We start from the raw sequence: 24,677 nt of genomic DNA on the forward strand, positions 1-24,677 counted from the left end.
GCTCCCGTGATGGAGACGCCATGTCCGACGCCACCACCCTCTGCGAAGCCTTCCAGCAGACCCTGACCGTCGACCCGGGCGCCGTGGCGCTGCGCACCGCAGGTGACGCCGTCACGGTCACGTGGGCCGAGTACGGCGACCACGTGCGGGCCGTCGCCGCAGGTCTGGCCGCCCTCGGCTATCAGCGCGGGGACACCCTCGGCATCATGCTCACCAACCGGCCCGAGTTCGCCTGGGTCGACGCCGGGGCGATGCACCTGGGGATGACCCCCTTCTCGATCTACAACACGTCGGCGCCGGAGCAGGTCGAGTACCTCTTCGGCAACGCGGGCAACCGGATCGCCGTGACCGAGACCGCCCTGCTGCCCGCGATCCTCGGCTCCGGGGTGGCTCTCGACCACCTCATCGTCATCGACGGGAAGCCCGAGGGCGCCACCCACACGCTCGCCGAGCTCGAGGGCCTGGGGTCTGCCGACTTCGACTTCGACTTCGAGGCGGCCTGGCGTGCGGTGCAGCCGGACGACGTCCTCACCCTGATCTACACGTCGGGCACGACCGGACCGCCGAAGGGGGTCCAGCTCACCCACCGCAACCTGCTGGCCGTCCTCCACGGCGCGGAGGGCGTCGTCGACGTGCGCTTCGGGGACAGGATCACGTCCTTCCTCCCGGCCGCCCACATCGCCGACCGTGCGTCGGCGCAGTACTTCGGACTGGCGAGGGGGGTCCAGGTCTCCTACATCGCCGACCCCAAGATGATTGCCTCCGCGCTGCCCGACGCCCGCCCGACGATCTGGTTTGCCGTGCCCCGGGTGTGGGAGAAGATCAAGATGGGCATCGAGGCCAAGGTCGCCGCGGCCGAGAGCCCGGTGAAGAAGAAGCTCGGGACCTGGGCATTGGCGATGGCCGAGAAGCAGGGCGCCGCGCTGCTGGCCGGCGAGCCGCTCCGCGGCAAGGACGCGGCGCAGTACCGGCTCGCGGACAAGCTGGTCCTGAGCAAGGTCCGGGGTGCGCTCGGTCTGGACGAGCTGCGCTGGGCCTGGTCGGGTGCCGCGGCGATCGCGCCCGAGACACTGTCCTTCTTCATGGGGCTGGGCATCGACGTCTGCGAGATCTGGGGCATGTCGGAGATCGCGGGGGCGGGGACGATCAACCCGCCCGGGCGGGCCAAGGTGGGGACTGTGGGCCCCGCACTGCCCGGCTTCGAGATGAAGATCGCCGACGACGGTGAGCTGCTCTTCCGCGGGGACTGCGTGATGCCCGGCTACCGCGGCGATCCGGACAAGACGGCGGAGGCCATCGACTCCGACGGCTGGCTGCACACGGGTGACGTCGGCACGATCGACTCTGACGGCTACCTGACGATCACCGACCGCAAGAAGGAGCTGATCATCAGCTCCGCCGGCAAGAACATGTCTCCGTCCAACATCGAGAACACGCTCAAGGTGACCACGCCACTCGCGGCGACGATCGTCGTCGTCGGCGATGCCCGCCCCTACAACATCGCCCTCGTGACCCTGGACCCGGACGCCGCGGCCGTCTTCGCCGAGAAGGCCGGAGTCGCAGCGGACCCGGCCGTCCTGGCGGAGCACCCAGCCCTCATCACCGAGATCGACAAGGGCATCACGGCGGGCAATGCCAAGCTCTCCCACGTCGAGCAGGTCAAGAGGTTCACGGTCCTCCCCGAGTACTGGGCGCCGGGCAGCGATGTGCTGACCCCCACCCTCAAGGTGCGCCGCAAGCCGATCAATGACCGCTACGCCGACGAGATCGCGGCGCTGTACGGCGGCTGACCGAGCCCGGACCACGACCCCGGCTCCGGCCGCTCGCACTCCGGCAGCTCGCACTCCGGCAGCACGAGGCGGCGAGGAGCAGACTGTCGGCATGGCAGCCATCAAGCGCTTCGACCACGTGGGCATCACCGTCGCTGACCTCGACCAGGTGTTGGACTTCTTCGTCGGGCTCGGCTTCGAGCTGCAGGGGCGGATGGTCATGGAGGGCGAGTTCGTCGACACCGTCATCGGCATCCCGGGCTCCCGCTCCGAGATCGCCACCCTCGGTCTACCGGACGGCGGGACCACCCTGGAGCTGTCCTGCTTCGAGCGGCCCGATCACCAGCCCGGCTCCCCGACAGCGATGTCGACGCAGCTGGGTCTGCGCAATGTCACCTTCGCGGTCGAGGGCCTGCCCGCGATCCTCGAGCAGCTCGCCGACCAGGGGTACGGCCTCGTCGGCGGCATGGGCGAGTGGCAGGGCGCGTGGCGGATGGCCTACGTCCGAGGGCCCGAAGGGATCGTCGTCTCGCTCGCCGAGAAGATCGGCTGAGCGCTCGACGCCCTCGCCGGGCTGCTCATGCATGGGGCCCGGGCTGCCCATGCCCGTGGGGCCGGGCTGCCCATGCCTGTGGGCCGGCCCGTCAGGGCCGGCTGCGGGGCGTGGTGGCTAGACGTGCCAGGTGACGCCGCGGGGGGTGATGGTGCAGGTCAGGTCGAGGGCGTGGACCTTGGTGTGGTGGCGCTCGCACAGCAACGCGGCGCAGCCGATGTCGGTACTGCCGCCCAGGGACCAGTAGTCGACGTGGTGCGCGTCTGACCAGTGGGCGGGCATGGTGCACCCGGGATAGGTGCAGCCACCGTCGCGTAGGTACAGGGCACGTTTTTGGCCCGCTGTGAAGAACCTCGCAGATCGCCCCAGCTCCAGGGGTTCGGTGTCGGTGCCCAGCAGCGCGGGGATGATCCCGGCCTGACAGGCCAGCTTGCGCACCGAGGCCGGTGAGAGGACCTGACCGGTGGCGGTGACACCGCCTGCGTGGCCCGTGGCCGGTGTGCCGCACCCGCCCGGTCGCCCCGACAGGTCCGACCGGTCGAAGGGAGCCGCTTGGCCGTCAGGCGACAGGGGCTGCCCGAGAGGCCCCAGGGGCAGGTCTTGCCCGCAGGCACCACAGCGCCCGTGGGTCAGGTCGGCGGTCAGGGCTTGCAGGCTGATCGTCACGATGACCTGGGCCTTGTCGCTCTTGGGCGCCTCACCCGGGGAGGACACCCCGCGTCCGATGATCGTCAGCAACGCGTCCGCTCGCCGGCGGGCTGGGGTGCGCTCATCGAGCTCGCCGTCCGCTCCCTTGACCGGGGCGGACAAGGCCGCCAGCGCGGCGTCGATGATCGCGGCGCCCTCGGGGTCCATGTCCACCCGGTAGCGCGTCATCCCGCACGCACCGGCGGACTTGACCAGTGACCGGGAGGCCTTCAGAGCCTCGTCCTCCTCGCGCAGGTCCTTGTCCGGGCGCAACATCCGCCCGGTCATCGTGATCGCCGCCGCCAGCTTCTTCTCGTCCAACCCCGACACCCGAGCCCGCGAGCGTGCGTCCGGGCCGGTGGCGACGACCTCGTCACGGGCGTGGCCGAGCAGGATCCCCAGGTCCTCAACGAGGAGCTGCGGGTCGGCGACCCGGCGCACCGACTCCTCGAACCGCACCAGCTGATCGGTCTTGCCCAACGGCAGATCCCCAGCAGCGAAGGCTGCGATGACGGCTGGCACTCCGGTGGGCCCCTGCTCGCCTGCCGCGTCTGCCGCGTCTGTCGCGTCTGACATGGACGCCTCCTTGGAGGTTGCGGCAGTCGGCGCGGGATCGCTCAACGAACTCCCCGAGGCCTGCAGGCCGGCCTTGGCCACCCGCACCACCGACGCCGCGTGCCCCACCGCAGGACGGGGCGCACCACGCCCTTCGCAGACCCCCACCCAGTCCACCGGCGACCACGACGACTCACCAGGCAGACCCCGGGAGATGCCCTCCCGCGCCAGAGCCACCTCCGCAGCCTCGGTGAGCTGACGCAACCGCCCCACCAACGCCAGCGCCTCACCCACATCACTGTCGGGGGCCTGCCACACACTCGTGATGTCACTCATCAACAGGCCACGCAGCGCGTCACGCAACCCCGGGAGAACCCCCGGATCGTGAAACCGCACCGTCGCCTCTGACATACCTCGATCGTATGGACGACCACCCACCACGCACCCACACCCCATCCAGCTGGGGACAACCGCTCCCTTCGGCCCGAGGGTGTGGACAAGCTGGTGGCTTCGAGACGCCCGCTACGCGGACTCCTCAGCCAGCGTTCCGAAGTCAGCGTTCCTCAGCCGCGTTCCTCAACCAGCGGTGACGGGCCCGAGGTGAGGGTGTACCCCCGTCAGCTCCTCGGAGACCTCCCACAGCCGACGCATCGCCTCCGGGTCCCGTGACCCCGAGGACGAGCCCACGGCAACCGGGCGACCCCGCGTCTCCCCGGGCCCGCTCGGACCGTAGAACCCACCGCCGACCACCGTCGGGTCGGTGGCTGCACGCAGGGTGGGCAGAGCCCCCTTCGCCGCGCTCTGACCGGTCACCCAGGTGCCGGCTGCGATGAAGGGCCGCATCGGAAGGGGCAGATAGCGAGCCAGCGACGTCCGGGAGAGGCCGGGGTGCGCCGCGACCGCGATCGTCGGCGCGCCGGCCTCGTCAAGGCGACGCTGCAGCTCGTGCGTGAAGAGCAGGTTGGCGAGCTTGGACCGGCCGTACGCGCCCATCGAGTCATAACCACGCTCTGCCTGGAGGTTGTCGAAGTCCATCACCCCGCCACCCCACCGGTGCGCCAGGCTCGTCACCGTGACCACCCGGGAGCCGGGTGTCACCAGCAGCCGGTCGAGCAGCAGCCCGGTGAGCGCGAAGTGCCCCAGGTGGTTGGTGCCCACCTGCAGCTCGAAGCCGTCCTGCGTCGCGCCACGGGGCGTCATCATCAGCCCGGCGTTGTTGACCAGCAGGTCGATCCGCTCGTGCCGTCCACGGATCTCCTCCGCCGCCTCGCGCACCGACTCCAGCGACGCGAGATCCAGGCGCACGACCTCGGCGCCGGGGAGCGATGAGGCGACCTGTTCCCCCTTCGACGTGTCGCGGCAGGCGAGGACCACGGTGGCGCCGCGAGCGGACAGCTCACGGGCCGTCACCGCGCCCAGCCCCGAGTTGGCCCCGGTGATCACGACGGTGCGTCCGCTCTGGTCGGGCATGCGGGCTGCTGTCCATGCTTGGCGTGCGCGTGTCATGTGGGCCAGTCTGCCTCTCGCACCTCAGCGGCCACGTCGCCCCGGCTAGTGGCAGACAAGCCGTTGGCAAGTCACCCCACCCACGGTGGGGGGTATGAGTCGCAACGCGTCCGCCCCCGCTACGCAGGCCAGCTCCCGGACGAGACCCGGGAGCGTCCTCCTCGTTGCCTGTCTGGGCGCCTTCCTGGCCTTCCTCGACGCGACCATCGTCAACGTCGCCTTCCCGTCGATGAGGGATGCCTTCAAGGACTCCTCGATCGGTTCCCTGTCCTGGGTGCTCAATGGCTACAACATCGTCTTCGCGGCCTTCCTCATCGTGTTCGGCCGGCTCACCGACCTCATCGGCAGGCGCCGTGCCTTCGTCGGTGGCGTCGTTGTCTTCACCATCGCGTCCGGTCTGTGCGGAACCGCCACGACCGTCGAGGCACTCGTCGCCTTCCGCGTCGTCCAAGCCCTCGGGGCCGCCCTGCTGGTGCCGGCCTCCCTGGCGCTCGTGGTCGCGGCCTTCCCCCGCAGCCGACGCGCACATGCCATCGGCCTGTGGGGGGCGTCGGCAGCCGTGGCCGCCGGGCTCGGTCCGCCCATCGGCGGGCTCGTGGTGGACGCCGGCGGCTGGGAGTGGGCCTTCCTCATCAACATCCCCTTCGGGCTGGTCGCGATCATCGCCTCCCGTCGCGTCCTCGTCGAGAGCCGAGCTCCCGGACGCCGGGTCCTGCCGGACCTCGTCGGCGCGGGGCTGCTGGCCATCGCCATGGGTGCGCTCAACCTCGGCGTCGTCAAGGGGGCGGACTGGGGCTGGACCAGCATCAGGGTCATCGCGTGCGTGCTCGCCGCCGGCGTGCTCACCGCGCTCTTCGTGGTCAGCTCCCGCCGGCACCGGGAGCCTCTGCTCGACCCGGTGCTGCTCGGTCAGCGCGCCTTCGCCGTGAGCTCGCTGGCGACCGTAGCGGCCGGTTTCGGATTCTTCGCCTACCTCTTGACCAACATCCTGTGGTTGCAGTACGTCTGGCAGTACTCGGTCATCGAGGCGGGTCTGGCGCTCGTCCCGGGAGCGCTCGTGGCGGCAGTCGTGGCCGCGGCACTCGGCCCGCTCGCCGAGAAGCACGGGCACCGGGAGTTCATCGTGCTCGGCGCGCTCGTCTGGGCCGGCTCCTACGTCTGGTACCACCAAGCCGTCGGGTTGACGCCGGCCTTCTGGACCGAGTGGATGCCGGGTCAGGTGCTGAGCGGGCTGGGGGTGGGCGCCACGCTGCCGCTGCTCGGGAGCGCCGGGCTCGCCGCAGTGCCGGGAGGACGCTTCGCGACCGCGTCGGCGATCGCCTCGAGCGCCCGGCAGCTCGGCGGTGTCTTCGGGATCGCCGTGCTCGTCGTCGTGCTCGGCGACCCGACGGCGGAGACCGCCGTCGCGGCCTTCCGGCGCGGGTGGGTGCTGTCGATCATCGCCTTCGTCGTCGTCGCCGCCATCGCGCTCGCGCTCGGTCGCACCGAGGAGATCGACCCCGAGTCGGCGCAGGAGCTCTCGCTGGCGGACAGCGGGGCGCGCATCCACGACCCCGCACCGCCCGAGAGCTGGGCCCCGGGCCCGGCGATCCACAGCACCCTGGCCGGGCTCCCTGCAGCGACGTCGGCGCACCTGCTGGCCTGCATGCGCCCCGTCCGGGTCGCCGCTGGCACCTACCTCCTCCACCAGGGTGACCCCCCGGGCTCCGCCTACAGCGTCGCGAGCGGCCGCCTCGAGGTGGAGGTCGACGGGCAGGTCGTGCGTGAGCTCGTCCCCGGCGACGTCCTCGGCGAGCTCGCCCTGCTCACGGGAGAGCCGAGGTCCGCGGCCGTGCGCGCCCGGCGCGACAGCACGGTCCTCGAGCTGCCCCGCGCTTCCTTCGACGACCTCACCCTCACGGACCCGCTCGCCTCCCGGGCACTGCTGTCGCAGATGGCCGAGCGCCTGCGGACCGCCGGCGGACCCGCGCAGGCGCGCTCCCCCCTTCGCCCGACGGTGATCTCGGTCGTCGCCCTGACCCGGGGCGTCCCGGCGGCCGCCGTGGCGGAACGCCTGACCACCGACATCGCGACGCACCGCTCCGTCGTCGCGCCCGGGCGCATCGGACCGGACACCCTCGACCAACTGGAGAAGGATCACCAGCGTGTCGTCCTGCTCGCCGGCGAGGACGACGACGACACCTGGCGCGAGTTCTGCCTCCGGCAGGCCGACACCGTCGTCCTCGTGGCGCGTTCCGACGGCGTCGACGAGCGTCTGGCGATCTTCCCGACTCCTGCGCGACAACCGGAGCTCGTCCTCGTCGGACCGCCACCGCCGCACCCGGGGCGGGCCGCGTGGGTCGCCGCCACCGACGCCTGGGACCTCACGCTGGCCCACGGCGACCTAGCGGTGGCCCTGCGACCCCTCGGGGAGCGCCTCGCCGGCCGATCGCTCGGCCTCGTCCTCGCCGGTGGAGGAGCGAGGGGCATGGCGCACATCGGCGTGCTCCGCGAGCTGGAGGACGCCGGCCTGCACGTCGATCGCGTCGCCGGCACGAGCGTGGGGGCCGTCATCGCCGCCGCCCACGCCTGCGGTCTCGACGGCGCCGAGCTCGAGGACATCGCCTACGGCGAATTCGTCCGACACAACCTCTTCGGGGACTGGCAGCTGCCCGCCCACTCCCTCCTGCGGGGACGGCGCATCCACGCCGGGCTCACCCGGACCTACGGCGCCGACGCGGTGATCGAGGGTCTGCCCCGACAGCTGTGGATGGCCAGCGTGGACCTGCTCAGCCGCAGCCGTCAGGTGCACCGCCGTGGCGCCGTCGTGGAGGCAACCCTTGCCTCGTCGCGCATACCAGGGCTGTTCCCGCCGATCCCCACCGACGACGGCCGTCTCCTCATCGACGGTGGAGTCCTGGACAACCTGCCCGTCGACCTCCTCACCCGCCGGGACGAGGGACCCGTGGTCGCGGTCAACATCGGCGCAGGTGGAGCGCCTCGCAACCGGTCCGGGCGACCGCGCGTGCCGGCACTCGGCGACACCCTGATGCGCAGTCTGATGATCGGCTCCGGTGGCGCGGTGGAGCGAGCCCGCGCGCACGGCGCCTGGGTGATCAGCGTCGCCGGGCACGGTGTCGGTCTGCTGGAGTTCCACCAGATGGACGTCCTCATCGAGTCCGGCCGTGCTGCCGCGCGGGCCCTGCTCGCGGAGTGCGACGGCGACCTCGGCGACCTCGGCCAGCCGGTGGACCCGACGCCCGCACCCGACGCACCCGACGCACCCGACGCCCTCGTCGGGCTCGTCGGGCTCGACCGGGCCCCGCCCGTGGGCGCCGTCCCTGGTGGCGCACCCTGACGTGCCGGCTTCACCCTTGCGGCCCTATGTCCCGGACCTTGCTGCGGAGTGGCTCCGGGGCACGCCTGCGGCCGTCCACCGTGAGATCGAGGGGTCGATGGCCTTCGTCGACCTCTCCGGCTTCACCAATCTGACCGAGCGGCTCACGCGGTTGGGGCTGGTCGGCTCGGAGGAGCTGAGTGACATCCTGTCGGCGACCTTCGCGGCGATGCTGGAGGCCTGCCGGCAGGAGGACGCCGACCTCATCAAGTGGGGCGGGGACGCGGTGCTCCTCCTCTTCCGCGGCGCGGACCACGCAGGTCGCGCCGTCCGCGCGACGACCGCGATGCGCCGGGCGCTCTACACGGTCGGTCGGACCCGCTCGTCCGCGGGCAAGATCACCCTCCGGATGTCGGTCGGCATCCACAGCGGGCGCTTCGACTTCTTCCTCGTCGGTGACCCCGCAGTGCACCGAGAGCTGATCGTCAGCGGTCCGGCGGCGAGCCGCACGGCCCAGCAGGAAGCGGCGGCGTCCGCAGGTCAGATCGCGGCGAGCGCCGAGACGGCCGCACTACTGCCGATCAGGGCATTCTCGCCCTCCCCCACGGGCTTCCTCCTGCGCCGGGCACCGGTGGCGCGACCGGACGCGCCGGTCGGGCCTCGGCGGGGGCTGGACCCGGACAACATCGCCTGCCTGATCCCGCCTCCGGTGCGCGCCCATCTCCTCGCAGAGACCGGCGAGGACGAGCACCGCTTCATCGCGGTGTCCTTCATCCAGTTCTCCGGCACTGACTCGCTCATGACCCGGTCCGGCGCCGACGCCGTCGCGGGCGCCCTCGATCGGCTCGTGCGAGCCACCCAGCGCGCGTGCGAAGCCCACGGGGTGACCTTCCTCGAGAGCGACATCAACGTCGACGGGGGCAAGATCATGCTCGTCTGCGGGGCGCCCGAACGTGGTGAGGACGTGGAAGACCGGATGGTCCGCGCGGTGCGCGAGATCGTCGACGGGGCAACTGACCTGCCGTTGCGGGCAGGCATCAACGCCGGCCGGGTCTTCTCGGCCGACTTCGGTCCCGAGTTCCGACGAAGCTACTCCCTCCTGGGCGACTGCATCAACGTCGCGGCCAGGGTCATGGGCAAGGCGTCGCCCGGTCAGGTCATGACCACCAAGGCCGTTCTCGCGCGGGTGGGCAGCGGCATCGTCTCCGAGGAGGTGGCTCCCCTGACCGTCAAGGGCAAGTCCCGCCCCATCGAGGCCGCGCTCGTCCGCTCCATCCGGCCCCAGGACGACACCACCTCGCCCGACCGGGCACGCCAGCTCATGCTGGGTCGCGGGCGAGAGGTCGCCGTCATCGCCGAGGCCCTGGACCAGGCACGCGCGGGACGCAGCCAGTACATCGAGATCGTCGGGGCCGCGGGCCTGGGCAAGTCGGCCCTGGTGGAGACCGTCAGGGAGCAGTACGCCGACGGATTCGTCGTCGTGCGCGGACCCAGCCGTCGCTTCGGGGGCGCTGTCGCCCACCAAGCCGTCCGGCGCCTGCTCAGGGACGTCATCGGCATCCCCCACGGCTGCTCGATGACGGACCAAGTCGCGGCGCTCCACCGTGCAGTGACCGCGTCCGCCGCCGAGCTCCTGCCGTGGTTCCCGCTCCTGGCCGCCCTGCTCGGCGCGCAGGTGCCGGACACGCCGGAGCTGAGCGATCTCGACGATCGCTTCCGTCCGGCCAGGGCAGCCGACTCGCTGATGACCTTGCTCGCCGCGGTCTGCTCAACCCCCACGCTCTTCGTCCTCGAGGGTGTCGACGACATGGACGAGGCGTCGGCCGACCTCGTCCGGCGGATCATCGCGGACCGGTCCGCCGGACCCTGGGCCGTGGTCACCACCCGCCGGACACCGGTCCACGGGCTGCGGATCGACCCGGCTGACGAGCCGACGCGCCTCACCCTCGAGCCACTCGACGAGGCCACCTCGCTGGCCCTGCTCGAGGAATGGACCCAGGAGCAGCCGCTGAGCGAGTCGTTGTTGCGGGCGGTCGTCGCCAAGGCCGACGGCAACCCGCTCTTCTTGCGCTCGTTGCTCGACGTGATCCGGGTGCGCGGATCATTGGTCGGCCTGCCCGACGGTGTCGAGGAGGTGATCGGCGCCGCGATCGGCGCGCTACCGCCGCGGGTCCGCACGATCTTGCGATTCGCGTCCGTGCTGGGTGAACTCTTCAGCCTGGCCGACCTGGACGACCTCGTCAGCGAGGAGCACTGGACCGTGCGGCCGGAGGACCTGCGCGAGCTGCACGGGCAGCTGCGGTCCGAGCGGTCGGACGAGACGATGTTCCGGTTCACCAGCAGCCTCGTGCTCGACGTGGCCTACGCCGGGCTGCCCTACCGACTCCGACGTCGACTGCACCTGCGGGCCGGTACCCGCCTCGAGGCCTCCGATGCCACCCCTCGGCCACTGGAGCTGCTCTCGACGCACTTCTTCGAGGCCGGCGAGCACAGCAAGGCGTGGACCTACTCCCGGCTGGCGGCGGAGCGAGCCCGTGCGGCCTACTCCTACCTCGAGGCCATGGCGCTCTACGAGCGGGCCCTGACGGCCGCTGCCCGCGTCGAGGACGTGAGCAAGGAGTCGGTGGGTGAGGTGCACGAAGCCATCGGTGACGTCGCAGAGATGTCCGGGCTCTCCGAGGCGGCCATCGCCCACTATCGGCGGGCCCGGAGCGGTTTCCGGGCCCAAGGTCTCGCGCGCATCGCGGTGATGGCGAAGGAGGTCGGGATCCACCAGCGGGTCGGCGCCTTCGGGACCTCCCTGCGGATCGCCGGCCACGCCCGCCGGTCCCTGGTGGAGGTGGACGGCCCGGACGCCGACGCCCTGCGCTCCCGTCTGGCCCTCCAGATGGCCTTCGTCCACCACCTGCGGGCCAGTCACGAGTCGGCCATCCACTGGTCGCAGCTGGCCGTGACGGAGGCCGCCCGGTCCGGGGACCCCGACGTCCTCGCCCGGGCCCACAACGGCCACGCGCTCATCCTCGCGGTCGCCGGGGTCCCGACCGACCGACCCTATGGCGAGCTGGCGCTCGCTCGGGCGGAGGAGACCGGCGACCTGTTGTTCCAGGGCAAGTGCCTGACGAACCTCGCGATCGCTGCGATCATCGACGGCCGCTGGCCCGTCGCCGAGGAGCTCCTCGACCGGGCCGCCATCGTCATCGATCGCGTCGGCGACACGGCGAATGCCGCCAACGCCCGCTACAACCGGTGCGACGTCCTGGTCCGGCAGGGCCGCTGGAGCGAGGTGGAACAGGTGCTGGCTTCGGTGGGACGTTCCGCGAGCGCGACTGGCGACCTCGAGCTCGTCGCCCTCGTGCGGCTCGAGCTCGGCAAGGTCCGCGTCGGTCAGTGCCGACTGACGGAAGGAAGAGAGCACCTCGAGGACGCGAGGGCACAGCTCGCGGTGCTGGGCCTTGACCAGGAGGCCGCCGATGCGGACCTGGCCATCCTCGGCAGCCGCGTCGCCGACGTCGTCCCCTCGCGGGACCCTGATGCGATCCGGGCCGACATCACCGGTCTGCTGGCGCGCGCGGGCGATCTCGGGGTGGACGGTCTCGCGGCCCGACTGCACTTCCTGCTCGGCACCCTGTTTCTCCAGGAGCACGACCCCGACGCCGCCTGTGGCTGCTACCAGGCGGGCATTGCTTCCCGACCGGGCGAAGGGGGGTTCGAGCGGGCGCTGAACCAGCTGGGTGCCGCGGTGGCGGCGGACGTCGACGGCCGGCCCCGTCCCGTGGACCGGGCCAGGGCCGACGAGGCCCTGGCCCGGTTGGGAGTACGCGCTCTCCCCTTGCCGTTGGGATGGCCGCTCGCGACCTCATCCACGGCTCGTCCTACACGGCTCCTCGGTAGTCACCGAGGACGTTGACGACGAGCAGCAGATCCCCTTGGTTGCGACTGGAGGACACGTAGTCCGTGCAGAAGGCGTTGCCGTGCCCGTCGTCGGCCACACCCTTCGCCACGCAGGGCTGCGAGGTGATGTCGAGGGGCCCTGTCGCGTCGAAGGTCATCTTCGCGACGTACTTGTGGATGGCGCCCTGACCGCATCGGCTCGCGTCGCACCGGATCACGATCTGGGCAGGCGCGTCCCGGGTGTAGAGGGTGCCCAGGTCCGCGATGAACCCGACGACCTCTGACCCGTCCGGGCACTGCAGCTCTTGGGTGCAGGCGCCGACGGTGGTGACCGCGACGCTCGACACGGTCCCCTTGGGAAGCAGTACGGTGGCGCACCCGAGGTCAGCGCTGTCGGCGGTGCAGGCACCGGCCCCGATGGTCGTCGCGCCGGGTCCTGCGGGCGTGACGGTCAACCGCTTCAGGCTGACGAAGGGATCGCTGGCCGTCGCGGTGAGTGGGTTCGTCGTCGCGAGGTCTCCCGTCAGGCGGGGCGTGATGACGACGCCGTTGTCCGCGGCGGAGTACGTGATGGTTGTCGTGGTGGACACCTCGCCGGCCGGCAGCACGACCTGGTCGGGCGACACGCTCCCGTGCGGGGTCCCGCCACCGGCCAGGCTCACGTCGAGCGCAAAGGTCGCGTCCGATGTGAACGTCGGTGTCGGCCCGCTGGGCTGGTCACCTGTGAGGGTGAGCGTCAGCGAGATCGGGGTGACCCCTGCCTGGGCGAGCACGTCGGGGACTGCACCTCCCACTCCGGGCTGCGTCGTCGCGAGCTTCACCGCCACCCCGGTCGGTCCGCTCGTGGGATCGGCGGACGACGTCGGCGGCGGCGCCAGGACCATCATCGCCAGGGCGAGGAGGGCGGCGACGAGGCCAGCGAGGCCCGCCCGTCGCGCCCGTGGAGCCAGCATCGTGGTGCGGATGGAGTGCGACATCTGACGGTCCTTCGGTCCGGGGCAAGGCCCTCGAGGGTGCGTTACCAGTGGACCCACGCTGATGCACCCCGCTTGCCACCGGCTTGTCGCGTGCTAGCCGGAGGTGGGAAACCCGGTCGCCGGTGCGACTGGTCGGTTGCTCCGGATGGTGTCCAGGGGATCGATCACCCGTTTGATCGCCTCGAGCCGGATGCGGGCGGTCTCGTCCCACCACTCGCACTCCTCGTCGTGCGCGAGGAAGTTCATCAGGGTCCGACCACTGCCCGTCGGGGCCACGGCGGCCATGGCCCGATCGCCGTCCGTCCGGACCCTGCGCACGTCCTCGGGCGTGGTCGCCATCCCGAGGGCCAGGACGGTGTAGTGCTCGGGGACGGATCCGTGGCAGCCGGACGCGTCGTGCGTCAGGGCCCCGCCGAGATGTCGGACCTGCAGCATCGCCAGCGCCGTCCCACTGCCCGGACCGACGGCGGTGAGGAGCCGGTCGACGACGACGTCGTCCAGCTCGTCCAGCAGCGCGGAGCGGGTGAGGCAGGACTGGGGCTCGGTGGGCTCGCCGGTCAGCTCCAGCAGCTGTTCGACCGTGAGCTCGTCGATCTCGTCGACCACGAGACCGGCTACGGCACGCAACGGCGACAGGAGCCGGTGCGTCTCCCCCTTCGTCCCCAGGTGTGCCACCAGGACCGCCACGAAGCGTTGCCCGCGCACTGTGTCCACGGGTCTGGGCAGGTCCGCCGAGGCGACCACCTGGAACCACGTCGTGAGGGCATCCGGCGCCGCCTCGCACACTGCGCGGAAGGCCGGCAGGACCTCCGCCATGGCCGTGACCGGCCAGAGCAGGCGCCCGCCGTGCAGCTGCTCCACCGGGTGCAGCGCCAGCTCCAGCGACAGGACGATCCCGAAGCCGCCGCCACCGCCGCGCAGGGCCCACCACAGCTCCGGTTCCTCCACAGCCGTGACTCGTCGCAGCCGCCCCAGCCCGTCCACGATCTCGGCGGCGACGATGCTCTCGGACGCCAGGCCGAAGGCCCGGCCGAACCAGCTGAAGCCGCCCGTCAAGGTCATCCCCACCACGCTGGGACCCGGCGACGACCCGACCAGGAAGGTCAGTCCCGTGCCCGCCAGCGCGGCACACAGGGCTCCGCTGCTCACGCCGGCGCCGACCTGGGCCGTCCGGTGGGCGAGGTCGATCTCTATGGCGTCGAGTCGTCCGGTCTGCAGCAGGAGGGCGCCACGCAGGTCGGTCCCGGCCCCGTGGCCGACGGGCTGGGTGAAGACCTGCACCCCGTTGGCCACGGACCAACGCACCGCTGCCACGACGTCCTGCCCGTCCTCGACCTCGACCACCGCGAGGGGGTGCTGGTCGACGTACCTCTGCCAGGGCTGCCGGACCGCGTCCCACTGCTCGGCGTCGGGGCCGTGGACGGCCCCGCGGATGCGCAGGCGCAGGTCACGCAGCGCCGTCGAGGTGACACTCGAGCCGGTGTGCAACACCGAGGGCCGCATCAGTTCTCCCACCATCGCGGGCGACGCGCCCTCCGGGACCCGCCTGCCACCTTCCTTCAGGGTGCGCGTCCGTGCTGGCTGCCCGCTTGCCCACGACTTGCCGCCTCGCGCGGGCCGAGCGTCGGCTCCGGGGCCAGCGATGCGAGCAGCGCCGCCGACCGGCGGGTCCAGGGCGCGCAACCGAGGGCCTCGTTGGCCTGCTGGGCATCGGCGGCCGTTGCGGCGGCCCGGGGGTCGCCCACGGCTGCGTAGCCCACCGCGAGGAAGTGGTCGGTGACGCCACAGTGGTCGGCCCACGCACCGAGCGTGACGGTCCGACCACGGTGGGGCTCCAGCGCCTCGATGGCCCGGCGGATCTCCTCCGGGGCCCCGATGCCGGCCAGGACGACGAGGCGGAAGCACAGGTTCTCGAGGTTGCCCGCGTAGGGCCCTTCCGACCAGTCGACCTCCTCGGCGACCGTCCGGGCCGCAGCCTCCTCCCCCGCCTCAAGGAGGACGTGGGCGACGAGGAGGCGGGCCGTCTGCACCCGTGGGGGCGGGGCAGCCCGCAACCGTGCCAGGGCATGCGCACCTGCGGCGTGGCGCGCGGCCGCCAGCCACACGACGTCCTCGATGCCGATGGCACCCGACTGCCGATGCAGATCCATGGCAGCCTCCAGCAATGCGTCCGCGTCCGGCGCGTCTCGGTCCCTGGCGCGGGCCGCGTGCCACCAGGTCATGACCAGCTCCACCGCGCCGATGCCCAACCGGCCGGCCTCGGCGGCACAGCGCTCCATGGCGGCGTCCGCGGCATCCGGGCGCTGGTTCTCCCACTCGACGACCGCGCGCGACAGCAGGGCACCCACCAGCAGGTCATCGGTGGGCTCGAGCGCGAAGAGCTCGTCGACCAGCGCCAAGCGCTGCTGCGCCGACCAGATCCCCGTCGTGCCCACGAGGAGGAAGAGGATCACGCGTCGGAGCAGGTCGTCATCATCTTGGCGACGTGCCAGGGCCAGGGCCAGCGGCGCGTGCTCGCCCCGTCTGCGCCGGGTGGCGGCGTGGTAGAGCTCCACCTCGAGGACGGCGAGGAGCAGGGCGCGCGACCGCTCGCTCACCACAGGAACCGCCTCTTGGAGGGCGCCCATGAAGGCAGCCCGAGAACGACCGTGGATGGGCCACCCCCACGGTCCCACCGCCGCGAGGGTGGACACGAGCTCAGCGACCAGGTCCCAGGACCCCAGGTCGCGGGCGATCGCCACGCCGGCCTCGATCTCGCTCGCGGCCTCGTCCAACCGGGTCAGCTGCATCAGCGCCACTGCAGCGCCGCCGTGGGCGCGGGCGGCCGCCTCCGAGTCGGTCGGCACGCTGGCGAGGACGTCGCGCCACAGATCCAAGGCCTCCTTCGTCGCGTGCCGCGCTGCCGCCAGGCCCGCGGCGCGGGCCCGCCAGTGGGCAGCGCGCTCACGGTGTGCGGGGGACAGGGTCGACGCGGCCCACGCGTGCTGGGCGATGGCAGCAGCGGTGTCGGCGCCGTCGCCGAACTGGTCCTCGATGATGCGGCCGGCGCGGTCGTGCAGCCGGACCCGCCGAGCCGCACTCAGCTCGCCGTAGGCGCTGGCCCGCGCGAGTGCGTGCACGAAGGCGTAGCGGCTGCCCTGCTCGACGGCCAGACCGGCGGCGACGGCAGTGTCGAGCGCGGCCAGGACGTCGTCGACGGGAGCGCCGACCAGGGCCGCGACCACCTCGGGCTCGATGGTCAGGCCGAGGACGGAGGCGGAGACGATCACGGGGATCGCGGTCTGGGGAAGGTGGTGCATGCGCTGCCGTAGGACGTCCATGATGCCCTCGGGCACACCCACGGTGGTTGGGTCGAAGTCCTCGACGTGCGGGTGCGTCGCGAGCAGGCCCGCGTACTGCAGGACGAACAGCGGGTTGCCGCCGGTGAGCTCGGTGACGAAGGCGTCGAGGGCCTGCGTGTGCCCGCCGGCCACGCTCGTCAACAGCTCACCCACCGCGGCAGTGGTGAGCCCGTCGAGACGTACCCGCACCACATGTGCGGCGGACAGCTCCGCGAGGCAGTCGAGCAGCGGTGCAGCGAGCGGGGTGGTCGTGCGCCGGGAGAGGGCCACGACGATCGGCACCCGCAGTCGTGCGTGCGCCACGTGCCGGATCAGCTGCAGCGTGGCGGTGTCCGCGCAGTGCAGGTCCTCGATCACCACCAGGAGGGGTCGAGCCCGGGCGCGTCCCGCAAGGAGGTCCAGGACGGCGTCATAGGTGCGCAGCGGCCGGCCACCGCGAGCGGGAGCCGACGCGTCGGGGGAGACCATCGGCTCGAGCGTCTCGCGCAGCTCTGGTGGGGCGCCGGCCAGCAGGGGCCGCACGATCTCGAGCCACGGCCACAGGACGGGAGCGAGATCGTCCTCGTGGTTGTGGCCGACGACGACCTCGAACCCGTGCTGGGCCGCGAGCTCCTCGAGCGCACCGAGGTAGGCCGACTTGCCGACACCCGGCTCGCCGGCCACCAGCAGGAACTGGGCCCGACCCTCGGTCCTGGCATCGGCCAGGAGGCTGGCCGCCACCTCCAGCTCGTGCACCCGTCCGACGATCCTCGGTCCGTCGTCCGGCGAGGTGGCGGTCGTGACTGGCGACGCCCTCGCCTGCAGGGCAGGGTCCTGACGAAGGATCGCCTGCTCCCGCTCGAGCGTCGCCGGGGCCGGATCGACCCCCAGCTCGGCTGCCATCGCCCCCCGGAGCCGGCGCAGTGTCTCCAGGGCATCGGCTTGGCGGCCGCCCCGGTACTGCGCGAGGGCGAGCAGGCACCACAGTGGCTCGCGGAAGGGGTAGTCGGTACTGATCTCGGACAGGTGCAGCACCGCGGCGTCGGCGCGCCCCATGTCGAGCAGGGCCCGACCGTGCTCCACCTCGAGGTCGGCGTGCAGCTCGCGCAACCGGCCCGCATGGCGCTGGGGGCCGGGCGCGTCGAGGCCGGCATAGGGAGTCGACCACAGCAGCGCTGCCTCCTCCCCGATGGCCACGATCCGCTCGGGGGGGCGGCCGGGATCGAGCGCCTCGTGAGCAAGGTCCTCGAAGCGCCACACATCGACGTCGGCGGCATCCGCGTGCAAGAGGTAGCCGGCGGGTGTGTTGACGATCAGGTCGCCGCCGCGCCGGGTGCGATCCGGCTCCAGCAGCGACCGCAGCCGGGAGACGGCGACGTGCACCAGCCCCACGGTGGCGTGGCCTGCGTCGGTCCCCCAGATGTCGGTGGCGAGCCGGTCCGCACTCACCGCGGCATCGCGAGAGGACACGAGGGTTGCGAGGACCTGACGCTCGCGAGCGCGCGTCATGGATTGCGGGACACCGGCGACGGTCACCCGCAAACCACCAAAGGCGCTGTAGGTCACACGCACACGACTCATGGTAGGAGGCCGCGCACGGGCCGGTCAGCGCCTTCTGTGGTGGCCGACGGTGCGGAGCAGTGCGTGCCGGGCGAAGGGGACGATGGGCGCGAGCGCAACCAGTGGGGCGGACACGGCTCAGACTGCCGTTGTACGTGTCAGCGGGGACGAACCGAGCAGCGCCAGGTACTGGTGGACCTCCGAGACGACGACCGAGCCTTCACCGACGGCTGAGGCGACGCGCTTGACCGAGCGGCTGCGCACGTCCCCGACGGCGAAGAGACCGGGCACGCTCGACTCGTGGTCGCACGGTGGCCGCTCGAGCCGCCACCGGCCCGCCTCGACGACGTCCGTGCCCGTGCACACGAAGCCGCGACGGTCGCGCAGAGCGTCCTCGGGCATCCAGTCCGTCCGCGGCTCGGCGCCGATCATGACGAAGAGGGCATCCGTCGGCAGCGTCTGTCTGCCGTTCTGGCCCTCGACGACGACCTCCTCGATCCACCCACGACCGGACCCTCCGACGACACCCGCCTCTGGCAGCACCGTGATCCGGGGGCTGGCCGCGATCTCGTCGATCAGGTACTGCGACATCGTCGCCATCAGGTCGGCGCCGCGGATGACGATGGTGACCGAGTCGGCGTAGCGCGCCAGGTGCAGGGCTGCCTGACCAGCTGAGTTCCCGCCGCCGACGATCACCGTCCGTGCGCCGGCGAGTCCGTGCGCCTCCGAGACGCTCGCGCCGTAGAAGACTCCCGCGCCCGTGAGCGCCTCCAGCTCGGGTACACCCAGGCGCCGGTAGGCAACGCCGGCCGCGAGCACGACGGCCTTCGCACGCACCTGGCCGTCGCCGTCGATGGTGGCGACGAAGGGGGCGGAGGAGGTCCCGTCTGCGCTCACCTCGGGCACGGTCAGGGCCGAGACGCGGCGGCTGAGGACGAAGGTCGCCCCGAAGACCCATGCCTGCTGGAAGCCCCGCTGGGCCAGCTCGGCCCCTGAGATGCCGCGGGAGAAGCCCAGGTAGTTGCGGATCAGCGAGCTGGTCGCCGCCTGACCGCCGAGGGCAGCCTCCTCGATGCACAGGACGGACAGTCCCTCCGACGAGGCGTAGACCGCCGCGGCGAGCCCGGCCGGGCCGGCCCCCACGACGAGGACGTCGACGTCGCGTGCATCGGCGTCCACGTGGGTGCGGATGCCCCACGCCTCGATGATCTCGGCATCGGTGGGGTCCGTCAGCAGCGGGCCGCCGATGGCGGGCATCCACACGATCAGCGGTCCGTCGGTGGCGTCGATGTCCTCGCTACCGGCGCGGCGCAGCGCACTCGCTGCCTCGGGGGTGCCTCGATCGAGGTAGGCGTGCGGGATCCCGTTGCGGGAGAGCAGGCTTCGCACGTCGTGGCCACGCGGGTCGCGGGCCCGTCCGACGACGAGGACCTCTCGGCTGGAGTCGGCGACGCTGCGCGACCACGGCTGGACGAACTCGCTCACGGCCCGGTTGAAGAGCTCATCGGGGGAGGTCCAGGGCTTGAGGACGTAGTAGCTGATGTCACCGCGGGCGATGGCGCGCAGGGTCTCGTCGGCGGTCCGGCGGTCAGCCCAGGCGCCCCACGGGACGAGGAAGGCGCGGCCGGCGTCGGGGTGGAGGGTGCGCACGAGGGCGAGGAGGTCCGCGCCCCGACCGTCCGCCAGCCACGGGTCCGCGAGGACGAGAGCCACGGGGTCCCCGCGCTCCGCCGCCAGTTGCAGCGTGGCCGTCGCGGCAGGCGTGTCCCCTTCGCCGCGGACGCGGAAGTCCGCCCCGAAGCGCCGCTGCAGCTCACCCTCGATGCGGGCAAGACTCGAAGGATCGGAGTCCACCGCGAGGATCAGTGGTCGAGTCATGGTCGATCCCGTCTTCGCGTGGGTCCGGCCCGCTGGCCCGGGCCCCCACGCTACGCCGGTCTGCACCCCGCTGTCTGTACCTGCCGCACTACATCGGTGCCGGCCGGTCGCCCGGTCATCAGCCGGCCGCCGGCTGACGTGGGGCTGTCACACCCGCGCGTCTCGTTCGTCAGGACGATGAACCCAACTCAGCGCGGCACCCTCACCCCTGTGGCTCGACGCCGGCTCGCTCCTCGATGAGGTGGATGGCCCGCTGCACGTAGTCCAGGTGCGCGCTGACGTCCTGCACGTGCATCGTCACCCGGCGCAGGGGGACCGGGTCGACGACCGGGACGATCTTCACGTGGTGCGGCAGCTCCCCCTTCGCCAGCCTCGGCATCATCGCGATACCGATCCCGGCGCCGACCATCGCCAGCGCCACATTGTGGTCATCGGACCGGGCGACGTACCGCGGCTCGAAACCCGCTGCGTAGCAGGCGTCCCGGACGATCTGGGCGGTCGTGCGGTCAAACATGTCGTGGTCGATCCACGACTCCTCCTGCAGCTGCGACGCGCGGATCTCCTCGTGGTCCGCGAGGGGGTGCTCGAGCGACAGGGCGACCCCGAAGTCGTCCGTCCCGAGCACACGGCGGCGATACCCGGTGAGTGCACGCGCCTCCTGCGTCGGCACCTCCTCGTCGAGCTCGATGTCTCGGGTGCGGTAACCCGCGGGTGCACCCGGGGTGTGGATGTCGATGGCCCACTGCACCCCGGGGAACTCCTTGGTCAGGTCCGACACGACACCGGGCAGCCACGCCCGCGCCGCTGAGGCGAAGGATCCGATCGACAGAGTGGGCACAGGGTCGGCATGCAGGTCATCGATGATGGCCTCGAGCCGTCGCGCGCTCTCGAAGATCTCCGTCGACTCGTGCGCCAGACGCTCCCCGACGGCGGTCGGCTCGATCCCCCGCCCACTGCGCTCGTACAGCGGGATGCCCACCTGTTTTTGCAGCGCGATGATGTGCTGGCTGATGGTCGCCGGCGTGAAGCCGAGGTTCGCCGCGGCCCCGCTCACCGAACCACTGGCCACCACGGCGCGCCACACGGACAGACGATGCAGATCAATCATCGACCAACCATAAGGCAGAGACTGATGGTCGTTAGGAAAGAATTGCTTTAAGTTGTTGAAACTCCACGCAATACTGGACTCATGAGCATCCTCGCAGCAGTCATCGTCTTCTCCGTTCTCTTCGTCGCAGGCCTGTCCCCCTGGTGGGTCGCCGGTCGCTACGTGGACACCACCCAGGAGCGCACAGCCCTCAAGGACCTGGGTCTGACGGGCGTCATCGCCACCCTCCGTCGCGGTGCGGCCATGTACGTCCCGGCCCAGCTCAGCACGCGCGCCTGAGCCTGGGGTCCGACAGCGTCGTCGGACCGCCGACCCAGCCGACCCACCGGGCCCTCTCCCCACCATCTCGACTCACCGGGACCGTCACATCCGTGACGGTCCTTTCGTCATGGAGGTACCAGCACTCAGAGAGGATGGACCCATGGACCGCACGCACGACTTCGAGGTCGAGCGGCCACGACTGACCGCTCTGGCGACCAGGATCCTCAGCGACCACACCGAAGCAGAAGACATCGTGCAGCAGGCCTGGCTGCGGCTGCACGGCACGGACACCGACATCGAGTCGCTGCCCGCCTGGCTGACCACCGTCACCACCCGCCTGTGCCTCGACCGCCTCAAGTCACGAACACCTCTGCCGCACAGCGAGATCGAGCCCGGCGAGACCACCCCGGACATCGCCGACGACGTCGTCCTCGCGGACACCGTCGGCGTCGCCCTCCAGGCCGTCATCGAGCGGCTCACCCCCGGCGAGCGCGTCGCCTTCGTCCTGCACGACAGCTTCGGCTTCGACTTCGCCACCATCGCGGCGATCCTCGACACCACCCCGGCTGCGGCCCGCAAGCTCGCCTCGCGCGCGCGGGGGAAGGTGCGGGCTCGCTCCCTTCGCGGCTCGGCCGCGGACGGCCTCGCACCTCAGGGAGCGGGGAGAAGCGACTGGGAGGTCGTCGACGCCTTCATGGCGGCCGCCCGCGGAGGTGACTTCGACTCCCTTCTCGCCCTGCTCGCACCCGACGCGGCCATCACCGCTGACGCCGCAGCCATCGCCACCGGCACCCCCGAGCGGATCGACGGCCGGCAGCAGATCGCCGAGTTCTTCAACGGCAGCGCACACTCTGCCCTCGCCGTGCTCGTCGACGAGCGCCCCGCCGCCGCGTGGTTCCTCAAGGGCGAGGCCAAGGTGCTCTTCGACTTCACCCTCGAGGACGGTCAGGTCTGCGGCATCACCTTCCGCGCCGACCCCGAGGTGCTCGCCCGGGTCACCCGTCGCACCGACACCCGACGCGACTGAGCGTCACATCCGCACCTCCCCGCTCGTCAACACTGCACCGACACACCCGCACAGGAGACACGACATGAAGACCATGACCTGCCGACAGCTCGGTGGCCCCTGCGACCTGGCCCACCGGGGCGAGAGCGCCGACGACGTCATCAACGCCCAGGACCAGCACCTCAAGGCGATGGAGAAGGAGGGCGACGCAGCCCACCAGCCGGCCCGCAGCGAGATGAAGAAGCGCTGGCTGCGCCCGCGCAAGGCACTGGGTTGGTACAACGCCACCAAGGCGACCTTCGCCGACCTGCCGCAGGACTGAGACCGCACCACCCCAGCGACGAAGGGAGGGCCCCGCGCCCTCCCTTCGTCAGCCGCTCGGCGACCCTCGTCTCATTCGCGGTGCAGGCGCCCTGCCGGCCGGTTACCGTCGAGTCACGTGTTCACCAACGGCGGTGCTGCGGGATACCTGTGCCGCCCGGGAGGTCCCTGTCATGCACCCCAGTCGTCGTTCCCTCCTCGCTGGTGCCGGTGGCGCCGCGGCTCTCGCCGCGCTGCCCACCAGCGCCCAGACCCTGTCGATACCGGGCGTCCCGATACCGGACCTCACGGGCCCTGTGGACACACTGGGCTCCACGGGCGCCCTGAGGCCCAGCGACCGGACGGCGCACCTCGCGCACCAGGCCGCCGTCCCCGAGATCTTCCAGGCGCCCAGGCCGGTCGCCTCGCACACCGACGTCATCGTCATCGGGACCGGCTTCGGCGCCAGCGTCAGTGCGCTGCGCCTGGGCCAGGCCGGAGCCCGCGTCGCGATGCTCGAGCGCGGCTCCCGCTGGCCGCACGACCCGTGGCGACGCATCCACGCATCCGACACCGCGCTCGACGGCCGAGGCGTCTGGCACAAGCGCAGCATCAAGGACCTGCTCGGGCTCGCGCACCCGGTCGACAAGTTCGGCGGGGTCCTCGACGACACGATCTACGAGCACCTGCGGGTGTGGCGCGGAGCAGCGGTCGGCGGTGGCTCCGTCGTCTTCACCGGTGTGCTCCTCGAGCCGCCCAAGGAGTACTTCGAGCACCTCTTCGGCAGCACCGTCAGCCAGCGCGAGATGCACGAGAAGTGGTACCCCAAGGCCCGCACGATGCTCAACGCCTCGCCGATGCCCGACGACATCTACCAGGCTGCCCCCTTCGGCCACTCCCGACGGTGGGACAAGCACGCCCGCACGGCCGGCTACGAGATCGAGCAGCTGGACGGCATCTGGGACTGGGACGTCGTGCGCAAGGAGCTGCAGGGTCGCTCGCGCCGCTCGGCCACGATCGGTGAGAGCAACTACGGCAACGCCAACGGCGCCAAGTGGGACCTCACCCTCAACTACCTGCCCGCGGCCGAGGCCACCGGCAAGGTCACCGTCCACCACTGGCACGTCGTCGACCGCATCGGCCAGGACCGTCGTGGTCGCTACACCGTCGACCTGCGCGTCGTCGACCCCACGGGTCGCGTCCTGCAGGAGCGGACGCTCACCTGCGACCGGCTCGTCCTCGGCGCCGGCAGCGTCGGCACCTCCGAGCTGCTCGTGCGCGCCAGGGCCGAAGGCACCCTGCGCCATCTCGACGACTCCGTCGGCGAGGGCTTCGGCACCAACGGCGACGCGGCGATGACCCAGTTCCTCAATCTCTCCCAGGGGCTGGCCCAGGGCTCGCCCTCCGCATCGACGATCCTCGACCGGTCGGGTGACATCCCTGCACGGATGGAGAACTGGTACACGCTCGGTCTGCAGGTCAACGCCGGCATCCTCGGCTCGCTCGGCATGGCGATGGACCCGGCCCGCGCGCGCTTCGTCTACAGCGCGGCCAAGGACGGCGTGATCCTCGACTGGCCCAAGGACGGCAACCAGGCCGCCGAGGACTCGCTGCGAGCCATGCAGGACAAGATCGCCGAGGCCAACGGTGTCGGCACCGGCGTGCCGGTCCTCGGTGTGCCCGACGTCGGGACGAGCTTCACCGCGCACCCGCTCGGTGGCGCGGTGATCGGTGAGGCCACAGACTCCTACGGTCGGGTCAAGGGCCACCGCGGGCTCTACGTCATGGACGGCGCGGCCATCCCCGGCAGCACCGGTACGGCCAACCCCTCGCTGACGATCACCGCCCTGGCCGAGCGCAACATCGCGAGGGTCATCGCCGACGGGCGGTAGGACGCAGAGAACACGCGAGGCGAAGGGGGCGGCCGCGCCACCCCCGTAGTCTGGTCGGGCCCCGGGACCCACCGTCCCGGGGCCCAGCTGTCACCCAC

The 24,677-nt window shown here is 71.7% G+C and carries 15 protein-coding genes; 8 read left to right on the top strand and 7 right to left on the bottom strand.

The window, feature by feature from the left end; all coding sequences use genetic code 11:
* The first annotated feature begins 20 nt into the window (after window positions 1–20).
* Window positions 21–1,790: an AMP-binding protein gene (locus ASG73_RS00465; protein ID WP_055989237.1), complete on the top strand. Its 1,770-nt coding sequence runs from the start codon at window positions 21–23 to the stop codon at window positions 1,788–1,790.
* A 91-nt stretch (window positions 1,791–1,881) separates the two neighbouring features.
* Complete coding sequence (locus tag ASG73_RS00470; RefSeq protein ID WP_055989240.1) at window positions 1,882–2,322, top strand: VOC family protein; 441 nt, start codon at window positions 1,882–1,884, stop codon at window positions 2,320–2,322.
* A gap of 117 nt (window positions 2,323–2,439) precedes the next feature.
* Here ASG73_RS00470 and ASG73_RS00475 read toward each other — a convergent pair whose 3' ends face one another.
* Both ASG73_RS00475 and ASG73_RS00480 read right to left on the bottom strand, forming a co-directional pair.
* Entirely contained in the window at window positions 2,440–3,585 is a 1,146-nt protein-coding gene (locus tag ASG73_RS00475) for an HNH endonuclease signature motif containing protein (protein WP_055989243.1), read from the bottom strand.
* Between the two features lie 555 nt (window positions 3,586–4,140).
* Window positions 4,141–5,070, bottom strand: coding sequence for an oxidoreductase (locus tag ASG73_RS00480; RefSeq protein ID WP_055989246.1), 930 nt, complete (start codon window positions 5,068–5,070; stop codon window positions 4,141–4,143).
* A gap of 94 nt (window positions 5,071–5,164) precedes the next feature.
* On the opposite strand from ASG73_RS00480, the gene ASG73_RS00485 reads away from it, so the two are divergent.
* Together ASG73_RS00485 and ASG73_RS00490 are read left to right on the top strand one after the other, a co-directional pair.
* A complete protein-coding gene (locus tag ASG73_RS00485) occupies window positions 5,165–8,407 on the top strand; it encodes an MFS transporter (protein ID WP_082566887.1) in 3,243 nt (1,080 codons plus the stop codon).
* A gap of 1 nt (window position 8,408) precedes the next feature.
* Window positions 8,409–12,293, top strand: coding sequence for an adenylate/guanylate cyclase domain-containing protein (locus ASG73_RS00490; RefSeq protein WP_156466075.1), 3,885 nt, complete (start codon window positions 8,409–8,411; stop codon window positions 12,291–12,293).
* Here ASG73_RS00490 and ASG73_RS00495 read toward each other — a convergent pair.
* The 5 genes from ASG73_RS00495 to ASG73_RS00510 all read right to left on the bottom strand — a co-directional run bounded on the left by ASG73_RS00495 (window position 12,259) and on the right by ASG73_RS00510 (window position 21,120).
* Window positions 12,259–13,254 (bottom strand): hypothetical protein, encoded by a 996-nt coding sequence (locus ASG73_RS00495; RefSeq protein ID WP_055989252.1) that lies wholly within the window; start codon window positions 13,252–13,254, stop codon window positions 12,259–12,261. The genes ASG73_RS00490 and ASG73_RS00495 overlap by 35 nt on opposite strands.
* A 93-nt stretch (window positions 13,255–13,347) precedes the next feature.
* Window positions 13,348–14,757, bottom strand: coding sequence for an FAD-binding oxidoreductase (locus tag ASG73_RS17360; RefSeq protein WP_162253948.1), 1,410 nt, complete (start codon window positions 14,755–14,757; stop codon window positions 13,348–13,350).
* A gap of 56 nt (window positions 14,758–14,813) precedes the next feature.
* Entirely contained in the window at window positions 14,814–18,155 is a 3,342-nt protein-coding gene (locus ASG73_RS00500) for a BTAD domain-containing putative transcriptional regulator (RefSeq protein WP_082566889.1), read from the bottom strand.
* 117 nt (window positions 18,156–18,272) lie between these two features.
* Window positions 18,273–20,012, bottom strand: a complete 1,740-nt coding sequence (locus ASG73_RS00505) for an FAD-dependent oxidoreductase (protein WP_055989258.1) — start codon at window positions 20,010–20,012, stop codon at window positions 18,273–18,275.
* 202 nt (window positions 20,013–20,214) lie between these two features.
* Window positions 20,215–21,120: a LysR family transcriptional regulator gene (locus ASG73_RS00510; RefSeq protein WP_055989261.1), complete on the bottom strand. Its 906-nt coding sequence runs from the start codon at window positions 21,118–21,120 to the stop codon at window positions 20,215–20,217.
* An 81-nt stretch (window positions 21,121–21,201) separates the two neighbouring features.
* On the opposite strand from ASG73_RS00510, the gene ASG73_RS18030 reads away from it, so the two are divergent.
* The 4 genes from ASG73_RS18030 to ASG73_RS00530 all read left to right on the top strand — a co-directional run bounded on the left by ASG73_RS18030 (window position 21,202) and on the right by ASG73_RS00530 (window position 24,579).
* Window positions 21,202–21,399 carry a hypothetical protein gene (locus tag ASG73_RS18030; RefSeq protein WP_055989264.1) on the top strand — a complete coding sequence of 66 codons (198 nt, stop codon included), beginning with the start codon at window positions 21,202–21,204 and terminating at the stop codon, window positions 21,397–21,399.
* A gap of 142 nt (window positions 21,400–21,541) precedes the next feature.
* The gene (locus ASG73_RS00520; protein WP_055989267.1) at window positions 21,542–22,408 is read left to right on the top strand and encodes a sigma-70 family RNA polymerase sigma factor; all 867 of its coding nucleotides are present in this window, start codon (window positions 21,542–21,544) and stop codon (window positions 22,406–22,408) included.
* A 64-nt stretch (window positions 22,409–22,472) separates the two neighbouring features.
* Window positions 22,473–22,709, top strand: coding sequence for a hypothetical protein (locus ASG73_RS00525; protein ID WP_055989270.1), 237 nt, complete (start codon window positions 22,473–22,475; stop codon window positions 22,707–22,709).
* 172 nt (window positions 22,710–22,881) lie between these two features.
* Window positions 22,882–24,579 (top strand): GMC oxidoreductase, encoded by a 1,698-nt coding sequence (locus ASG73_RS00530; RefSeq protein ID WP_082566891.1) that lies wholly within the window; start codon window positions 22,882–22,884, stop codon window positions 24,577–24,579.
* The last annotated feature ends 98 nt before the right edge of the window (window positions 24,580–24,677 follow it).

The sequence above is a fragment of the Janibacter sp. Soil728 genome, assembly GCF_001428305.1.
Taxonomy (GTDB): Bacteria; Actinomycetota; Actinomycetes; order Actinomycetales; family Dermatophilaceae; genus Janibacter.